Below are 15,155 nucleotides of genomic sequence, written 5' to 3'. Positions count from 1 at the left end.
CGACGATGTGCCCTCACCACAGCCGCGGCGGGGAGGCCGTCGAACGGCGTGTCCATCCCGTCGGCGCACGTTCGACGCGTCCGTCGAGTTCCAGCAGTCCGAGCACGCCGCCCGCGTCGGCCGGCGAGAATCCCGAACGCCGTGCCACCTCGTCCGTTGTCCGCGGCGTGCGCGCGCTCAGCGCATCCATGATCCGCGTGGTTCCGTCGGTGCGAGCCGCGTCCTCCGCGCCGGGGATGGGGTCACTCTCTGGCCCGTAGCCCAACAGTTCGCGCACATCCGCACTCCCGGTGACGCACACCGCATCCGCTTCCCGCATCAACCGGTGACACCCCGCCGAGGCCGCGCTCGTGACCGGGCCGGGAACCGCCCCGAGCGGCCGCCCCAGAGATGCCGCATGGTAGGCGGTGTTCAGAGCGCCGCTGCGCTGGGCCGCCTCCACGACGACGGTCGCGCCCGACAACGCCGCGATGACACGGTTGCGAGCCAAGAACCGCCACTTCGTCGGCGCGGAACCACACGGAACCTCCGCGATGACGGTGCCGCTGCGAGCGATCTGCGAGATCAGGTCGCCGTGGCCCGCGGGGTAGGGACGGTCGACACCTCCAGCGAGCACCGCGATGGTCGGGCCCGCCGCGTGGAGGGCACCGCGGTGGGCGGCTCCGTCGATTCCGTAGGCCGCCCCTGAGACGACCAGTATGCCGTCGGCGGCGCATTCGGCCGCGATTTGGCTGGCGACGTGTGTGCCGTAGGCGGTCGCGGCGCGGGCGCCGACGAGTGCGACGGCGGCCGGCGTGCGGAGGATGCCCGTATCGCCACGCACCCAGAGACACAGCGGCGCGTGTACGCCCAGGTCTCTCACGGCGACCGGCCAGGCCGCGTCGTCCGGCGTCAGCAGCCGCGCGCCGGCGCGACGGGCAGCATCGAAGGCTGACACGGCATCCCCGCGGCGAGGCTGCCAGCGCGCATAGCCGGCGCGCAGCTCGCGGTCGTCGAGGCCGATCTCGGACGTCGCGGCCCGTTCACTCGTTTGGGACAGGGCGAGTTCGAGCGCGCGAACGACGCCGAGTGCCTCGATGAGCGCCCCCGCGACACCGTCTCCCGGCTCGACCAACGTCGACCACACGGCATGAGCGTAGGCGCGCTGGATCTCCTCATCCCCGAGTCCCTCGTCCACGAGGGCGGCCATCCCACGTCGCGCGGTCGCGACATCGACGAGGGCGCTCATCCGCCGAGCCCCTTCTTCAGATAGAGCGCACGACCGATGTCAGAGGGCTCCAGACGGTCGTTGCCCGCGAGATCGGCCACCGACCAAGCGACGCGGAGCACGCGGTCGTAGCCGCGCAACGTGAGGGCACCGCGGTGCAGCGCGGCGTCGAGCGGGCGACGGATCGCGGCATCGGGCGCGAGGGGCCCGTTGCGCAGCCAAGAGCCGGCCACCCGCGCGTTTGTGCGCCAGGGAGTCGCTCGAAGCCGGCGTGCCGCACGCTCGCGGGCGGCCATCACACGTTCGCGGACATCGCGGCTCGTGACCGAGGCCATGGCCGCCTCGCTTCGAGTCGTGGAGACACGTTGCAGAGACAGCTCGATGTCGATGCGATCGCGCAGCGGGCCGGAGAGCTTGCCCAGGTACCGACGGATCGCCAGCGACGGGCACCTGCAATCCGCTCCCGGCACGCCGTAGTTGCCGCAGGGGCAGGGGTTCGTGGCCAGCACGAGTTGAAACCGCGCCGGGAAACTGGCGCGAAAGCCGGCGCGGTGGATTTCGATCGCGCCCGACTCGAGCGGCTGGCGCAGCGCGTCCAGTGCCTGTGCCCCGAACTCGCCGGCCTCATCGAGGAACAACACCCCGCCGCTTGCCCGCGCGATCGATCCTGGACGCACCGTACGGCTCCCCCCGCCCACGAGCGCGGTCGCGCTGGCGCTGTGATGCGGCGCCTCGAACGGGGGAACGCGCGACAGCTCTGCGATCGGCTCCCCCGCGAGCGAGCGCAGGGACGCGGCCTGCACGGCGGCGTCGTCATCGAGGTCAGGGAGGATGCCGGGAAGTCGGCGCGCCAGCATCGTCTTGCCCGCCCCAGGCGGCCCGCTCATGAGCAGGTGATGCGCACCTGCGGCGGCGACAGTGAGCGCGTCGACGGCGTCGCTCTGCCCGATGACATCCGCGAGATCGAGACTCTCCGCGGGCGTGCGGACCGCGGATGCGGCTGCGTGTGGCACGGGCTCACAGGCACCCTCGTCGACGTCGAGCCCGTGCCAGCGGGCCACATCGCGAAGGCTGATGGCGCCGAACACGGTGACGTCGGTGACGAGCGCCGCTTCGTCACGGTTCGCATACGGAACGACGACCTTCCGCACGCCGGCGCGAGCCGCGGCGGCCACCGCGGGCAACACTCCGGCGACCGGCCGCAGCCTGCCGTCGAGCCCCAGTTCTCCGATGTGAACCGTGGCGGCGAGGGAGGCGGCATCCATCGCCCTTTCGGTGGCCAGCGACGCGATCGCAATGGCGACGTCCAGCCCCGAGCCCTGTTTCGGCAGGTTCGCCGGGGAGAGATTCACGGTGAGCTTTCGGCGCGGCAAGGAAAGGTCGCTGTTCGCGCATGCATTGTGCACCCGCTGATGAGCCTCGCCGATCGCCTTGTCGGCCAGTCCGATGATGGAAAACCCCGGGGTCTGGTTGGAGAGGTCCGCCTCGACCTCGACGAGATCGCCCTGCAGTCCTGTCAACACGATGCCCCAGGTGCGCCCGACCGTCATCGCAGGTCTCTCAGGTGTTCGAGTCTCGCCGTCGCGGGATCTGCGCCGGTGATGCCGACGAGGTCGATGCGCACTCGGTGGCGGGCGGAGGCGTCGGGGTGCGCAGCGACCCACCGGTGCGCGAGACGCCACAGCCGCGCGCGCTTTCGCGCATCGACAGCTTCGAAGGGGTGGCCGAACGACTCGGACCGGCGGGTCTTGACTTCCACCACCACGAGCTCGATGCCGTCGACGGCGACGATGTCGATCTCACCGCCAGGACAGCGCCAGTTGCGATCGATGATCTCGTAGCCGGCGTGCGCCAGATATCTCGCCGCCTGCGCCTCGCCGGCCCGGCCGAAGTCGTCCTTGTCTGCCATGCCAGCAGACTGCCGTCGTCGTCCGTCCCATCGGCAGACCCACTCCGATTCAGTGGACAGACCCGCAAGAGCGTGCTCTGGGGAGGAGGCGCGAACGAACCGTCAGGAGTCGAGCGAGAGTTCGTCGGGCAGCTGGAAGTCACGACGCTGCAGCTCTTCGACGTTGACGTCTTTGAACGTGAGCACGCGCACCGACTTGACGAAACGATCGGCGCGATAGATGTCCCAGACCCACACGTCCGTCATCGAGATCTCGAAGTAGAAGTCGTGCTCGGTGTCACGGCGCACGACGTTGACGTCGTTGGCGAGATAGAAGCGCCGCTCCGTCTCGATGACGTAGGCGAACTGCGAGACGACATCGCGGTACTCCTTGTACAGCGCCAGCTCGAGTTCGCGGTCGTAGTCGTCAAAGCCCTCGTCGTCCATGGTGTTCCCATCCTATGCGGCGCGCGTGACGCCGCGGATGCCGAGCGGACGCGATCAGAACAGCGTGGGAGCGGCGGCGATCGCCCACGAGGCGCGATGATGCGCACTCAGACCGTGCTCACGGATCGCGGAGCGATGCTCGATGCTCGCGTACCCCTTGTTGCGTTCCCACCGGTAGGCCGGGTGCTCGTCGTGCAACTGCGTCATGAGATCGTCGCGGGCGACCTTGGCGAGCACCGAAGCGGCAGCCGCCGAGGCACAGTCACGGTCGGCCTTGATGATCGGCTGCACGCGCAATCCCGCTCCCCCGGCGGGAGTGATGTAGTCGTGGTTGCCATCCAGGATCACGATCGCCTGCTCCGGCACGACGCCGGCGGCGCGAAGTTCGGCGATGGCGCGAAGGGCGGCGAGACCCAGAGCTCGGATGATGCCGACCTCGTCGATCTCGGCGGAACTTGCCCACCCGACCGCCGACGCCCCCACCCAGGCTGCGGCGCGAGTGGCCACATCGTGCCGTCGGCGCTCAGCAACGAGCTTCGAGTCGCGCAGTCCCTCCGGGATGCGTCGGCGAGCCCCCGCGGCATCCATCGTCACCGCACCCACGGCGACCGGACCGGCCAGAGCGCCGCGGCCCACTTCATCGCAGGCGATGACGAGCGCGTGTTCGCGCAGCAGCCGCCGCTCGGTCGTCAACGTGGGAGCGACGACGCTCATCCCGCACCCGGTGCGGGCACCCCTGCGAACACCGCGTGGTGGCCGTCGATCGTGCCGAACCGGTCGAACGGCCAGGTGATGAGAAACGCACGTCCGACGACGTTGTCCAGCGGCACGAAGCCCTTGTTCGGCTGGTCCATGTTGTAGCGCGAATCGCGCGAATGGTCGCGGTTGTCGCCCATGACCCACAGCGAGTTCTTCGGGACCACGACGTCGAAGGGCACCGGCGACGGCGCCGTCTGCCCGGGCGAAAGGTTGAGGTAGGGCGTCTCGTCGATCGGGGTGCCGTTCACCGTGACCTGACCGATCGCGTTGCAGCAGACGACATGGTCGCCGCCCACGCCGATGATGCGCTTGATCAGATGCTCGTCGCTGTCGGAGGCGGTGATGCCCACGAGAGACAGCAACCAGTCGGCGGCCTCGGCGAGCGGCGGCTGGGGCGGCGACGCGGGCGTCGGCGGGAGCCAGCCGCCCGGGTCGCGGAACACGACCACGTCGCCGCGCTGATAGCCGCCGAATCGCGGTGTCAGCTCATCGACCAGGATGCGGTCCTTGATGAGGAGGGTCTGCTCCATCGAGCCGGAGGGGATGTAGAACGATCGCACCAGGAACGTCTTGATGACGAACGAGACGACGACAGCGATCAGCACGATCACCAGCACGTCACGCAGCAGCATCCAGATGCCTCGGCGACGCCGTGAACGGGGAGGGAGCGCCGTGTCCGGAGCTGTCAGATTGTCCGAAGCCATGTCTGTCTTTCTCGATCTCGGAGCCGCCCGTCGGTACCGCCCCTCAAGGGTCGCACATGCGTGCGGCTTGCTCGTCGCTCGCCTCGCCGCGACGACGGATGCCCCGGACCAGAGCGGTCCGGGGCATCCGAGAAGAACGCGTGCGTCAGCGGTCGCGCTTCTCCTTGATCTTGGCCTTCTTGCCACGGAGGTCGCGCAGGTAGTAGAGCTTCGCGCGACGCACGTCACCGCGCGTGACAACCTCGATGTGGTCGATCACGGGGCTGTGGACCGGGAAGGTGCGCTCCACGCCAACCTGGAAGCTGATCTTGCGCACCGTGAAGGTCTCGCGCACGCCGTCGCCGGAGCGACCGATGACGACGCCCTGGAAGACCTGGATGCGGGAACGGTTGCCTTCGGTGATGTTGACGTGAACCTTCACGTTGTCACCGGGGGCGAAAGCGGGGATGTCGCTGCGCAGCGAAGCCGCGTCGACGGCGTCGAGAATCTGCATGATCGTCACTTCCTGCGACCGCCACAGGTCGATCGCGAGATGGGTATTGGAAAGGAGTCGTGTGCCCGAGGCGTCCGTTGCCGGCGCCGTGCTCCCCTGAGGCAGAGCCTGTTCAGGGCACAAACATCCATTCTGCCACGGATACCGGGTCCCGCCAAACCGCGGACGGGCGTTCAGGATGCCGGCGGTGGCGTCTTCTCGTGGATCACGATGATGTCTTCCTCGGTGGCAGCGCGCGGCGCCTCGGCGCGAGGCACTGGGACATAGCCGATGCCGCTCGATGTCCGCAGCAGCGAGACGCGGGAACCCGCTTCACGCCCGAGCTGCGACAGCGAGACCCACATCGCCGCGACGCCGACCACGACGGTCAGTGTGAACAGCGGCCACCACCACCGCCCGTCGAACGCGCCCAGTGCGATCACGAGCACGTGCCAGGCGCCGATGACACCGATGTCCAGCCACGAGACCGCCCGCTCGGCACGCACCGTGCCCCGCGCGCGCACGAGCAGAGACACGATCAGCTGCCACACGAAGACGATCGGCGCCGACAGCAGAACCCACAGCAGGGCCCAGGGGCTCGCTCCGAAGACGATCCAGCCGACGAACAGCCACAGGGGCAGCGCGAACGCCGCCGGAATCAGCCACCGGAAGAACGTCTGTCGCAGCCACATACCTTCGATGCTACGCCGGTCAGCCACAATGGATCCTGACGAAAGGATCACGATGATCGAGCTGCGCACCCCCGTCGAGATCGAGGCGATGCGTCCCGCGGGGCGATTCGTCGCCGAGACCCTGGCGACGCTCCGTGATGAGACGAAGGTGGGGACGAACCTGCTGGCGATCGATCGCCGTGCGCACGAGCTCATCCGGCGAACGGGAGCGCAGTCGTGCTACATCGACTACCACCCCTCTTTCGGCGCCAGCCCGTTCGGCAAGGTGATCTGCACATCGGTGAACGACGCCGTCCTGCATGGACTCCCCCACGACTACGCCCTTAGGGACGGCGATCTGGTCACGCTCGACTTCGCGGTCGCGGTCGACGGGTGGGTCGCCGATTCCGCGGTCTCCTTCGTCGTCGGCACGCCCCGCGACGAAGACCTGGCCCTGATCGATACGACCGAGCGCGCTCTGGATGCAGCGATCGCCGCCGCGACCGTGGGCAATCGCATCGGCGACATCTCGCACGCTATCGCCGAGGTCGCCCACGCCGACGGATACGACATCAACACGGATTTCGGCGGCCACGGAGTCGGGCGAGAGATGCACGGCGATCCGCACGTTCCCAACGACGGCAAACCCGGCCGCGGCTACCCGCTCCGTCCCGGTCTCGTGGTGGCGCTGGAGCCGTGGTTCCTGCGCACCACCGACGAACTGATCACCGACCCCGACGGGTGGACACTGCGCAGTGCCGATGGCTCACGGGGCGCTCACGCCGAGCACACCGTCGCGATCACCGATGACGGGCCGATCATCCTCACGGACCGCAACTTCCTCGGCGTCGACTGACGGGGGCGCCGGCTCAGTCGGAGAGCAGGTCGGGCCGTCGCGTGCGCGTGCGCTCGACCTGCTGGTCGTGGCGCCACTCGGCGACGCGTCCGTGATGTCCGCTCAGCAGCACCTCGGGCACATCGTAGCCCCGCCATGCAGCCGGCTTCGTGTACGACGGATACTCCAGCAAGCCGTCTTCGTGAGACTCCTCAACGAGGCTCTCCGGGTTGCCGACGACGCCCGGCACGAGCCGCCCGACGGCCTCGATCATCGCCATCGCGGCGACCTCCCCGCCGTTGAGAACGTAATCACCCAGGCTCGTGAGACTCACGGTGCCCAACGTCGCGGCATATGCGAAGACGCGTTCGTCGATGCCTTCGTAGCGTCCGCAGCCGAAGACGAAATGCTCTCCGGAGTCGGCCCACGCTCGAGCCGTGGACTGCGAGAATACCCGGCCCGCGGGCGACGGGAACACGAAGTGGAGCGGACTCGTGGCGTCCGAAGCGATGGCATCGAGCACTTCACCCCACGGCTCCGGCTTCATCACCATGCCGGCGCCCCCGCCGTAGGGGGTGTCGTCCACGGTGCGGTGACGGTCGTGGGTGAAGTCGCGCAAGTCGTGCACACGCACATCGAGGATCCCCGCCCCGCGGGCGCGACCCATCAACGACACCTCCAGGACGTCGAAGAACGCCGGGAAGATCGTGACGACGTCGATGCGCACGTCAGTCCTCGGAGGCGACGGCCTCGGCATCCGAAGCATCGGAGGCTTCGGCTTCGTCGGAATCGTCGCTCGGCAGCTCTTCGAAGAGGCCGGCGGGAGGCGTCACCGTGACGGTTCCTGCGGCGATGTCGACGTCGGGGACGATCGCAGCGACGAACGGTACGAGAATCTCGCCCTCGGCATCCGTGGGGCGTACCACCAGAAGGTCCTGCGCGGGAAGGTGCTCCACACGGATGACCCGGCCGATGTCCGCGCCGTCGCGAAGAACCGTCAGTCCGACGAGTTGGTGGTCGTACCACGCGTCGTCTTCGGTCGACGCGCTGTCTTCTTGGTCGATCCAGAGAATCGCCCGCACGATGCTCTCAGCGGCGTCGCGGTCGTCGACTTCTTCGAAGAAGGCGACGGGGTGCGAGTTCATCCACCGGAACTCGCGAACGGTGAGCGTCTTGCCGTGCCACGGCGACGACTCGGGAACCTGGAGCGTGAAGACGGCGCCGGGAACGAAGCGCCCGTCTGGATCGTCGGTGTACAGCTCCAACTTCAGAGCGCCTTTAAGGCCATGGGCCTTCACGAGACGCCCGACGCGCAACTGGGTGCGCGCGGGTCCTGCAGTGGCCATGTCAGTCGTCCGCGACGTCGACGCGGACACGCGCACCGTCGGCCAGAGCCGACACGAGGGTCCGCAGAGCCTTTGCCGTGCGCCCGCCGCGCCCGATCACCCGACCTCGATCATCGGGGTGCACACGCACCTCGAGGATGTCGCCGCGAGGCGAAGAGGAGGAACGGATGGTGACATCGTCGGGGTGATCGACGATCCCCTTGACGATGTGCTCGAGCGCGGCGGAGAGCAACGGTCTTACTCGGCGTCGGTCTGCTCGGTCTCGGCCGGAGCCTCGACCTCGGCAGCCTCGGCGGCGGGCTCTTCAGCCTTCTTCTCCGCCTTCGGCTTGACGACGGACTTCTTGGCGGCGTCGACCTGGAACTCTTCCTTGGTCGCCGCCGTCTTCACGGTCGACACGGCGTTCTTGTCACCCTTGAAGCGACCCCAGTCGCCGGTGAGCTTGAGCAGCGCCGCGACCTGCTCGGTCGGCTGGGCGCCAACGGAGAGCCAGTACTGGGCGCGCTCGGAGTCGACCTCGATGAACGAGGGCTCCTCAGTGGGGTGGTACTTGCCGATCTCCTCGATGACACGACCATCGCGCTTGGTGCGCGAGTCGGCGACGACGATGCGGTAGTAGGGCGCGCGGATCTTGCCGAGGCGCTTGAGACGGATCTTGACAGACACAATTCTCCTGAATGGTGTTCGGAAATGATGAACGACGCACGGGCTGTGGGGTGCACACCCGGCGGAGGCTCTGGGGTGGATCGCACGCCGGATAGAGGGTCGAGCGCACGGTCCAGCTATCCATTTTGCCAGATCGTGACGGATGCCGCGAACCAGCCGCCTACCGCGTGTCAGACTGTGGCAATGACGGTGCCCTTCGCGACATCCCGCCGCTCCTCTGTGGGCATCGAATGGGAGCTCATGCTCGCCGACGAACGGACCGGCGATCTGGTGCCCCGGGCGCCGGAGGTGCTCGCAGCTCTCGGTGATGACACCTCGCTCGAGCGTCACACGATCACCGGTGAGCTGCTGACCAACACCATCGAGGTGACGAGCGGTGTCGGCGACACCGTGGCGGCCGTCGTCGATGACATCGCCGATGCCATCGTGCAGATTCGCACGGCCACCGACCCACGCGGAATCGCCCTGCTGTGCGCGGGCAGCCATCCGTTCGCGCAGTGGTTCGATCAAGAGGTCACCGACAAGACGCGCTACCACAAGCTGATCGAGCGTACCCAGTGGTGGGGGCGCAACATGATGATCTGGGGTATCCATGTCCACGTCGGCGTGGAAGACGTCAACAAGGTGTTCCCGATCATCGGCGCTCTGACCACCTACCTCCCGCACCTGCAAGCGCTATCGGCGTCGAGCCCGTACTGGGCGGGTGAACGCACGGGATACGCGTCCAACCGTGCGTTGGTGTTCCAGCAGCTTCCCACGGCGGGACTTCCCTGGCCGTTGACGGAGTGGACCCAGTACGAGTCCTACCTCGACGACATGGTCCGCACCGGCGTCATGGAAGATGCCACCGAAGTGAGGTGGGACATCCGCCCCGCGCCACGCTGGGGCACCATCGAAGTGCGGGCCTGCGACGGCATGTCCACCCTTCCGGAACTCGCCGCCGTCGCGGCTCTCGTCCAAGTGCTCGTCGAACACTTCTCCCGCGAGCTCGACGCCGGGCGCGAGCTGCCCACCCTGCAGCCCTGGTTCGTCCGCGAGAACAAGTGGCGCGCGGCGCGATACGGCACCGGCGCTCGCGTCATCGTCGATCGGGACGGCACTCAACGCCACGTCGCCGAGCACCTGCGCGAGACTCTGGAGTCGCTCGCGGACGTCGCCCAGGACCTGCACTGCGCGCGTGAGTTCGCGGGCATCGGTCGCATCCTCGATGAGGGCGGTAGTTCCGCCCGCCAACTTCTCGTCGCGGATGCGGCGGGTGGCGACCTACGAGAGGTCGTGCATCACCTGATTCGCGAATTCCGGGCGGGCCCGACGCTGCACGAGCACCTCGCCGGCCTCACCGATTGAGTCACTCCGCCTCACGGCGCACGCTGGCGGACGGCTGGGCATCTTCACAAGCACCCCGACATAGAGTGACGTGGTGCCTCCCCGCAGGATCGATCCGGTGACCGCCGTCTGCAGCGCGGTCCTCTCGGTGGCTGCGCTCGGGCTGAGCGGGTGCGCAGCCACGAGTGCGAACGGCACTGATCCGCGCCTGCCTGTCGTGGCTGCACCGACGGCCCCGCCGGGGCCCGGCTCGACACCTGTCACGGAAGCGACCTCGAGCGCCGATCAGCGTATGGCCGCCGCATCCCCGACCGCCGCCGGCGGCCTCGTCGTGACGATCGGTGACTCGATCATGGCGGGTCTCGGTCTCGACTCCGACCAGGCATGGCCGGCACTGGTGGCCCGCGACACCGGTGCAGAGATCGTCAATCTCGGGTGCAGCGGGGCGGGCTTCATCATCGCCGGCGACTGCGGAGACGACTATGCGGGTCTCGTCGAGAAGGCGATAGCACTCAATCCCAGCGTCGTCGTCATCCAATCCTCCGACAACGATTCCGACGGTGCGCAAGACGACATCGAGCAGGCCACGCACTCCGCGATAGATACGCTGCACGCGGCTCTGCCCGATGCGCGGCTTGTCGGCATCGGAACTCTCTGGCATCTCGATTGGGACGAGCCCGACGCGATCGGCTGGGCGAGCGATGCACTCCAGAGCGCCGTCGACGACGATGGCGGCGTGTTCGTGTCGCTCGGTCAACCCCTTCGGGGCCGACCCGAGCTGCTGCAGTGGGATGGCGAGCATCCCAATGCACAGGGGCAGATCGTCTTGAGCGACGCCGTCGAAGCGGCCTTCGACGACCTCGGCATCGTGCTCTGACCGAGGATCCCGTCAGTTTCCGACGAGAGGGTCAGCCCTTGCCGAAGAGCTTCTGGATCTCTGCGAGATCGGCTTCGCTCGGCTGCGGCGCTCCCCCACCGAGACCGAAACCCGAGCCCGTGGGCGCGGTCGGCACCGTTGCGATTCCGGCATTCTCAGCCGCGCGCTTGGCAGGGTTTCCCGAACGCGAGCCGCTGCGTGGCTTCTGCTTTCCACCCCGCTTGCTCGAAGCTCCCGGCTTGCCTCCCATGGGGCCCATGCCGGGGATGTTGGGTACCCCGCCGCGCGCGACGGTCTTCATCATCTTGGCGGCCTGATCGAAGCGCTGCACGAGCTGATTGACATCCGTGACCGTCATCCCCGACCCGCGGGCGATGCGCAGGCGCCGCGAACCGTTGAGCAGCTTGGGGTTGCGACGCTCTCCGGGAGTCATCGACCGGATGATCGCTTCGGTGCGATCGATCTCGCGATCGTCGAAGTTCTCGAGCTGCTGCTTCATCTGGCCCATGCCGGGCAGCATCCCCAGCATCTTCTTCATCGACCCCATCTTCTTCATCTGCTGAAGCTGATCGAGGAAGTCTTCGAGGGTGAACTGCTCGGTGGCGAGCTTCTCGGCGACCTTGCGCGCCTCGTCCTCGTCGAAGGCCTGCTGCGCCTGCTCGATGAGGGTGAGGATGTCGCCGAGGTCGAGGATACGGCTCGCCATACGGTCGGGGTGGAACGCCTCGAGGTCGTCCAGTCCCTCTCCCGTCGAGGCGAAGATGATGGGCCGCCCGGTGACCGATGCCACCGACAGCGCCGCGCCACCGCGGGAGTCGCCGTCGAGCTTGCTCAGCACGACACCGGTGAAGTCGACGCCCTCCTGGAACGCCTTCGCGGTGTTCACCGCGTCCTGACCGGTGAGCGCGTCGATCACGAACAGCACTTCGTCGGGATCGGTCGCCTTGCGGATGTCCGCGGCTTGCTTCATGAGTTCGGCATCCACACCCAGGCGACCCGCGGTGTCGATGATGACGACGTCATGCTGCTGACGCCGCGCCGTCTCGACGCCGTCGCGGGCGACGCGCACCGGGTCGCCGACGCCGTTGCCCGGCTCCGGGGCGTACACGGCTGCGCCGGCCTGCTGCGCGACGACCTGCAGCTGGTTGACGGCGTTGGGTCGCTGGAGGTCGGCCGCGACAAGAAGGGGGGTATGGCCATCCTTCTCCAGCTGCTTCGCGAGCTTTCCCGCGAAGGTCGTCTTCCCCGAACCCTGGAGACCGGCGAGCATGATGACCGTCGGGGCCGTCTTGGCGAACTGGAGTCGACGCTGCTGGCCACCGAGGATGGCCACGAGCTCTTCGTTGACGATCTGCACGACCTGCTGCGCGGGGTTGAGCGCACGGCTCACCTCGTCGCTGAGCGCACGCTCGCGCACCTTCGCCGTGAAGTCCTTGACGACGACCAGGGCGACGTCGGCGTCGAGCAGGGCGCGCCGGATCTCGCGGACGGTGCCGTCCACATCTGCGGGCGTGAGCTTGCCCTTGGTGCGGAGATTGCGGAAGGTCTCTGTCAGCCGATCGCTGAGGGTACCGAAAGTCGCCATGATCCCCCGATTCTACGGGACCGCCCACCGAGGGCCGTCGGTCGGGTCAGCGGTCGAGGTCGGCGAGGGTGAAAGCCTCATCCACGAGATCGCCGAGCGGCGACCGCGGCGGTCCGGAAACCGCCCACGCCCAGACGGCCGCGAGCACTGCGCCGGCCTCGCGAGCACCGCGCACGTCGGAGGCCAGTTGCGTTTCACCCGCGGCGAGGTAATGGTCGGCGAGCGCCCGGGCGAGCATGCCGGTGCGGATGGCCCGCTCCTCCGCGAGGTCGTCGGCGATCCCCATCGCTGCGCCGTGGAGGATCCCCAGCGCGAGAGCATCCGGTTGCAGCTCATCCACGACCCGGCGCAAGGCGGACCCGACCGGCGCTCCCTGCTGCAGGGCGGTGACCCCCGCGGCGATGCCCTCGTCGAGACCGGCCCAGAGGATCGCCGACTTCGAGCCGAAGTAGTTGAAGAAGCTCGACCTGCTCACACCGGCGCGACGCGTGATGTCGGCGACGGTCGTCTCGGCATACCCCTGCTCGAGGAACAGCTCCGTCGCGGCTTCGGCGATCGTCGCCTGCGACGTGGCCCGGGGGCGACCTGAACTCATTCCTTCACTGTAGCGAGGCGTATTGTTGGATTGAGTGCAGCAATAGGCCACTCCGACATCCCTCCTCATCACGACATCTCTCCCGAAGGAGCACACCATGCTCGATGTGCAGACCGTGGGCCTCGCGCCCGACTTCGTGCCCTACACCGACGCGTGGTCGCTCCAGCGTGAGATCCATGCGGGTGTCGTCGCGGGCGAGCGCCCCGACACGCTGCTGCTCCTCGAGCACGAACCCGTGTTCACCGCCGGGGCACGCACAGCGCGCCACGAGCGTCCCACCGACGGAACACCGGTCGTGGATGTGGACCGCGGCGGCAAGATCACGTGGCACGGGCCGGGGCAGCTCGTCGGATATCCGATCGTGCGCCTCACCGAACCTGTCGACGTCGTCGCTCACGTTCGTCGGCTCGAGCAGATTCTCATCGATGTGCTCGCAACCGTCGGCGTGGACGGGTACCGCGTCGAGGGCCGCAGCGGAGTCTGGGTGCGTCGGCCCCTCTCCGAGGACAAGATCGCCGCGATCGGCGTACGCGTCCAGCGCGGCGTCACCATGCACGGCTTCGCCCTCAACTGTGACAACTCACTGCGGCCGTTCTCACAGATCGTGCCCTGCGGCATCTCGGATGCCGGCGTCACGACCGTGAGCGAAGTACTCGGACGCGATGTGACCCCAGCCGATATCCGAGACGCGGTGGCGACGGCTTTCCGGGCGGCCTTCTCGCCCGCGGAGGTGGCGGCATGAGCGCCTGCGGAGCGACTGCGAGCGCGGAAACCGGGACGGCGAATGCGCCCGAGGGACGCAAGCTGCTGCGCCTCGAGGTGCGCAACGCGCAGACCCCCATCGAGCGAAAGCCCGAATGGATCAAGACCACGGCGAAGATGGGCCCCGAGTACCAGGCCCTGCACTCTCTGGTGAAGGGCGAGCAGCTGCACACGGTGTGCCAGGAAGCGGGGTGCCCCAACATCTACGAGTGCTGGGAAGACCGCGAGGCGACCTTCCTCATCGGCGGCTCTCAGTGCACGCGTCGTTGCGACTTCTGCCAGATCGACACCGGCAAGCCCGCCGACTACGACACCGACGAGCCGCGCCGCGTCGCCGACAGCGTTCGGCGGATGCAGCTGCGGTACGCCACTGTCACGTGTGTCGCGCGCGACGACCTTCCCGATGGCGGCGCGTGGCTGAACGCCGAGACGATCCGCCAGATCCACGCGGTCAACCCCGGAACCGGCGTCGAACTGCTCGCCACCGACTTCAACGGTGAGCCGCACCTGCTCGATGAGGTGTTCGCCGCGCGTCCCGAGGTATTCGCCCACAACGTCGAGACCGTTCCGCGCATCTTCAAGCGCATCCGGCCGGCATTCCGCTACGAACGCTCGCTCGACGTGCTGACGCAGGCGCGGGCCGCCGGACTGATCACCAAGTCGAACCTGATCCTCGGTATGGGGGAAGAGCCCGAAGAAGTCGTCCAGGCTCTGCAGGATCTGCACGACGCCGGCACCGACATCATCACCATCACCCAGTACCTCCGCCCGACGCCGCGTCACCTGCCGGTGGCTCGCTGGGTGCGTCCGCAGGAGTTCGTCGAGTTCAAGGAAGAGGCGGAGCGGATCGGGTTCCTCGGAGTGCTCGCCGGGCCTCTCGTGCGTTCGTCGTACCGTGCCGGCCGACTGTGGGCGCAGTCGATGACGGCGAAGGGGCGGGAGATCCCCGAACACCTGTCGCACCTCGCGGCATCCGCCGAACTGGGCTTCGCCCAAGCCGTCTGAGGCGCGCCGA

19 protein-coding genes are annotated in these 15,155 nt (G+C 68.0%); 5 read left to right on the top strand and 14 right to left on the bottom strand.

Translation table 11 applies throughout. The annotated features are described in order from the left end of the window. Positions 1-13: 13 nt before the first annotated feature. The 8 genes from dprA to ITJ43_RS00995 all read right to left on the bottom strand — a co-directional run bounded on the left by dprA (position 14) and on the right by ITJ43_RS00995 (position 6,196). Positions 14-1,228: a DNA-processing protein DprA gene (gene dprA / locus ITJ43_RS01030; RefSeq protein WP_194581308.1), complete on the bottom strand. Its 1,215-nt coding sequence runs from the start codon at positions 1,226-1,228 to the stop codon at positions 14-16. Then, positions 1,225-2,757 (bottom strand): YifB family Mg chelatase-like AAA ATPase, encoded by a 1,533-nt coding sequence (locus ITJ43_RS01025; RefSeq protein ID WP_194581299.1) that lies wholly within the window; start codon positions 2,755-2,757, stop codon positions 1,225-1,227. Before ITJ43_RS01025 ends, dprA begins: the two co-directional genes overlap by 4 nt. Next, positions 2,754-3,116: a YraN family protein gene (locus ITJ43_RS01020; protein ID WP_194581297.1), complete on the bottom strand. Its 363-nt coding sequence runs from the start codon at positions 3,114-3,116 to the stop codon at positions 2,754-2,756. The genes ITJ43_RS01025 and ITJ43_RS01020 overlap by 4 nt, the downstream gene beginning before the upstream one ends. A 102-nt stretch (positions 3,117-3,218) precedes the next feature. Continuing rightward, positions 3,219-3,542, bottom strand: a complete 324-nt coding sequence (locus ITJ43_RS01015; protein WP_060958485.1) for a DUF2469 domain-containing protein — start codon at positions 3,540-3,542, stop codon at positions 3,219-3,221. Between the two features lie 54 nt (positions 3,543-3,596). Next, complete coding sequence (locus ITJ43_RS01010; RefSeq protein WP_194581295.1) at positions 3,597-4,256, bottom strand: ribonuclease HII; 660 nt, start codon at positions 4,254-4,256, stop codon at positions 3,597-3,599. Beyond that, a complete protein-coding gene (gene lepB / locus ITJ43_RS01005) occupies positions 4,253-5,005 on the bottom strand; it encodes a signal peptidase I (RefSeq protein WP_194581293.1) in 753 nt (250 codons plus the stop codon). Before lepB ends, ITJ43_RS01010 begins: the two co-directional genes overlap by 4 nt. 145 nt (positions 5,006-5,150) lie before the next feature. Beyond that, positions 5,151-5,498 carry a 50S ribosomal protein L19 gene (gene rplS / locus ITJ43_RS01000; protein ID WP_194581291.1) on the bottom strand — a complete coding sequence of 116 codons (348 nt, stop codon included), beginning with the start codon at positions 5,496-5,498 and terminating at the stop codon, positions 5,151-5,153. A 173-nt stretch (positions 5,499-5,671) separates the two neighbouring features. Beyond that, the gene (locus tag ITJ43_RS00995; RefSeq protein WP_323741085.1) at positions 5,672-6,196 is read right to left on the bottom strand and encodes an MFS transporter permease; all 525 of its coding nucleotides are present in this window, start codon (positions 6,194-6,196) and stop codon (positions 5,672-5,674) included. Between the two features lie 25 nt (positions 6,197-6,221). Between ITJ43_RS00995 and map the strand changes: the two genes are divergently transcribed. Further along, on the top strand, positions 6,222-7,004 hold the full coding sequence (gene map / locus ITJ43_RS00990; RefSeq protein WP_194581288.1) for a type I methionyl aminopeptidase: 783 nt from the start codon (positions 6,222-6,224) through the stop codon (positions 7,002-7,004). Positions 7,005-7,017: 13 nt separating this feature from the next. On the opposite strand, the gene trmD is transcribed toward map, so the two are convergent. From trmD to rpsP, 4 genes are read right to left on the bottom strand one after another with little or no spacing between them, the layout of a single operon-like run. After that, on the bottom strand, positions 7,018-7,710 hold the full coding sequence (trmD, locus tag ITJ43_RS00985; RefSeq protein ID WP_194581286.1) for a tRNA (guanosine(37)-N1)-methyltransferase TrmD: 693 nt from the start codon (positions 7,708-7,710) through the stop codon (positions 7,018-7,020). A gap of 1 nt (position 7,711) precedes the next feature. Beyond that, positions 7,712-8,329, bottom strand: a complete 618-nt coding sequence (rimM, locus tag ITJ43_RS00980) for a ribosome maturation factor RimM (RefSeq protein WP_194581284.1) — start codon at positions 8,327-8,329, stop codon at positions 7,712-7,714. 1 nt (position 8,330) lies between these two features. Next, the gene (locus tag ITJ43_RS00975) at positions 8,331-8,561 is read right to left on the bottom strand and encodes an RNA-binding protein (RefSeq protein ID WP_194581282.1); all 231 of its coding nucleotides are present in this window, start codon (positions 8,559-8,561) and stop codon (positions 8,331-8,333) included. Between the two features lie 5 nt (positions 8,562-8,566). Next, positions 8,567-8,995: a 30S ribosomal protein S16 gene (gene rpsP, locus ITJ43_RS00970; protein ID WP_194581280.1), complete on the bottom strand. Its 429-nt coding sequence runs from the start codon at positions 8,993-8,995 to the stop codon at positions 8,567-8,569. A 183-nt stretch (positions 8,996-9,178) separates the two neighbouring features. Here rpsP and ITJ43_RS00965 point away from each other — a divergent pair, with 183 nt between their 5' ends. Then, entirely contained in the window at positions 9,179-10,342 is a 1,164-nt protein-coding gene (locus tag ITJ43_RS00965) for a glutamate--cysteine ligase (protein ID WP_194581278.1), read from the top strand. Between the two features lie 73 nt (positions 10,343-10,415). After that, on the top strand, positions 10,416-11,198 hold the full coding sequence (locus ITJ43_RS00960; RefSeq protein WP_323741084.1) for an SGNH/GDSL hydrolase family protein: 783 nt from the start codon (positions 10,416-10,418) through the stop codon (positions 11,196-11,198). A 31-nt stretch (positions 11,199-11,229) separates the two neighbouring features. Here ITJ43_RS00960 and ffh read toward each other — a convergent pair whose 3' ends face one another. Continuing rightward, positions 11,230-12,783: a signal recognition particle protein gene (ffh, locus tag ITJ43_RS00955; protein ID WP_194581276.1), complete on the bottom strand. Its 1,554-nt coding sequence runs from the start codon at positions 12,781-12,783 to the stop codon at positions 11,230-11,232. A gap of 46 nt (positions 12,784-12,829) precedes the next feature. Further along, positions 12,830-13,378, bottom strand: a complete 549-nt coding sequence (locus ITJ43_RS00950; RefSeq protein ID WP_228495267.1) for a TetR/AcrR family transcriptional regulator — start codon at positions 13,376-13,378, stop codon at positions 12,830-12,832. 67 nt (positions 13,379-13,445) lie between these two features. Here ITJ43_RS00950 and lipB point away from each other — a divergent pair, with 67 nt between their 5' ends. Continuing rightward, positions 13,446-14,120 carry a lipoyl(octanoyl) transferase LipB gene (lipB, locus tag ITJ43_RS00945; protein ID WP_323741115.1) on the top strand — a complete coding sequence of 225 codons (675 nt, stop codon included), beginning with the start codon at positions 13,446-13,448 and terminating at the stop codon, positions 14,118-14,120. Continuing rightward, positions 14,117-15,145 carry a lipoyl synthase gene (gene lipA / locus ITJ43_RS00940; RefSeq protein WP_194581270.1) on the top strand — a complete coding sequence of 343 codons (1,029 nt, stop codon included), beginning with the start codon at positions 14,117-14,119 and terminating at the stop codon, positions 15,143-15,145. The genes lipB and lipA overlap by 4 nt, the downstream gene beginning before the upstream one ends. Positions 15,146-15,155: the final 10 nt, after the last annotated feature.

Source organism: Microbacterium sp. VKM Ac-2870, assembly GCF_015350795.1.
In the GTDB taxonomy this organism is placed as follows: Bacteria; Actinomycetota; Actinomycetes; order Actinomycetales; family Microbacteriaceae; genus Microbacterium.
This window is presented reverse-complemented; position numbering and strand designations above follow the sequence as displayed.

Excerpts from the sequence above, each read along its gene's own strand:
- lepB (WP_194581293.1), bottom strand. The coding sequence starts at position 5,005 with ATGGCTTCGGACAATCTGACAGCTCCGGACACGGCGCTCCCTCCCCGT.
- rplS (WP_194581291.1), bottom strand. The coding sequence starts at position 5,498 with ATGCAGATTCTCGACGCCGTCGACGCGGCTTCGCTGCGCAGCGACATC.
- ITJ43_RS01020 (WP_194581297.1), bottom strand. The coding sequence starts at position 3,116 with ATGGCAGACAAGGACGACTTCGGCCGGGCCGGCGAGGCGCAGGCGGCG.
- ITJ43_RS01025 (WP_194581299.1), bottom strand. The coding sequence starts at position 2,757 with ATGACGGTCGGGCGCACCTGGGGCATCGTGTTGACAGGACTGCAGGGC.
- ffh (WP_194581276.1), bottom strand. The coding sequence starts at position 12,783 with ATGGCGACTTTCGGTACCCTCAGCGATCGGCTGACAGAGACCTTCCGC.
- map (WP_194581288.1), top strand. The coding sequence starts at position 6,222 with ATGATCGAGCTGCGCACCCCCGTCGAGATCGAGGCGATGCGTCCCGCG.
- lipA (WP_194581270.1), top strand. The coding sequence starts at position 14,117 with ATGAGCGCCTGCGGAGCGACTGCGAGCGCGGAAACCGGGACGGCGAAT.
- ITJ43_RS01010 (WP_194581295.1), bottom strand. The coding sequence starts at position 4,256 with ATGAGCGTCGTCGCTCCCACGTTGACGACCGAGCGGCGGCTGCTGCGC.
- ITJ43_RS01015 (WP_060958485.1), bottom strand. The coding sequence starts at position 3,542 with ATGGACGACGAGGGCTTTGACGACTACGACCGCGAACTCGAGCTGGCG.
- dprA (WP_194581308.1), bottom strand. The coding sequence starts at position 1,228 with ATGAGCGCCCTCGTCGATGTCGCGACCGCGCGACGTGGGATGGCCGCC.
- ITJ43_RS00950 (WP_228495267.1), bottom strand. The coding sequence starts at position 13,378 with ATGAGTTCAGGTCGCCCCCGGGCCACGTCGCAGGCGACGATCGCCGAA.
- rimM (WP_194581284.1), bottom strand. The coding sequence starts at position 8,329 with ATGGCCACTGCAGGACCCGCGCGCACCCAGTTGCGCGTCGGGCGTCTC.
- ITJ43_RS00965 (WP_194581278.1), top strand. The coding sequence starts at position 9,179 with ATGACGGTGCCCTTCGCGACATCCCGCCGCTCCTCTGTGGGCATCGAA.